We start from the raw sequence: 980 nt of genomic DNA, 5'->3' as shown, positions 1-980 counted from the left end.
TAATTTTTTCTTTACTTGTGACAGATATATTAATTAGTCATAATGTAGAACGGACGACGGAGGATAGCCAAGCCGAGAAAGCAAAAACAATTGCACACATTGTGGCGAATGATTCAATTGTAATCGATGGTTTAATTGGGAAAGCAGATACTTCTGCAATTCAAACGTATACAAATAGAATATTAAAAAACACAGGTGTTCAATTTATTGTAGTTATGGACATGAATGGAATAAGAAAGTCACATCCAAATCCTCAAAAAATAGGTCATCATTTTATTGGGGGAGATGAAGGACCTGCATTGAAAGGAAAGGAACATGTATCGCTGGCAGAAGGAACTTTAGGTATTTCAATGCGAGTGTTTGTACCTGTATTTTCTCAAACAGGTGAACAACTTGGAGCGGTGGCCGTTGGTATTTCAGCAGATAATGTAAAAGAGAGAGTTAAGGAAAGTAGACATATCATTTATATTGGAGTTGGAGTTGGAGTACTAGTCGGAATTATAGGAGCAATATTGCTAGCTAGACATATAAAGAAAAGTTTATTCGGTCTTGAACCTCACAGGATAGCGAAAATTCTTGAAGAAAGAAATACGATGCTACAATCTGTAAAAGAAGGTATTATTGCTGTAGATAAAGAGGCCAATGTAACTTTAATAAATCATGAGGCAAAACGATTATTTAAGAAAAGTGGTCTTGAAGAAGATTTTATCGGTAAAGATGTTGAGTTGTATATGCCTAATTCACGTATAAAAGAAGTATTACAGACGGGAGAGGTACAATTAAACGAAGAACAAAATATTTATGGGATTACGATTGTGACGAATCGTGTTCCGTTATATGTAAAAGGAGAAATAGTTGGTGCGATTGCAACATTCCGTGATAAAACAGAGATTAGAAAATTAGCAGAAGAATTAACTGGTATTAGACTATATGCGGAAGCATTACGGGCACAATCGCATGAATTTATGAATAAAATGCAT

Annotated in this window: 1 protein-coding gene; it reads left to right on the top strand. The window is 34.8% G+C overall.

The genetic code is table 11. The features are described 5' to 3' along the window. A partial coding sequence (locus KI369_RS24810; protein WP_212957924.1) for a PAS domain-containing protein occupies positions 1–980 on the top strand: 980 nt, incomplete at both ends.

It is taken from the genome of Bacillus sanguinis, assembly GCF_018332475.1.
Classification (GTDB): domain Bacteria; phylum Bacillota; class Bacilli; order Bacillales; family Bacillaceae_G; genus Bacillus_A; species Bacillus_A sanguinis.
The sequence above is the reverse complement of the archived record's forward strand: the minus strand, read 5'-3'. Positions and strand labels throughout refer to the sequence as shown.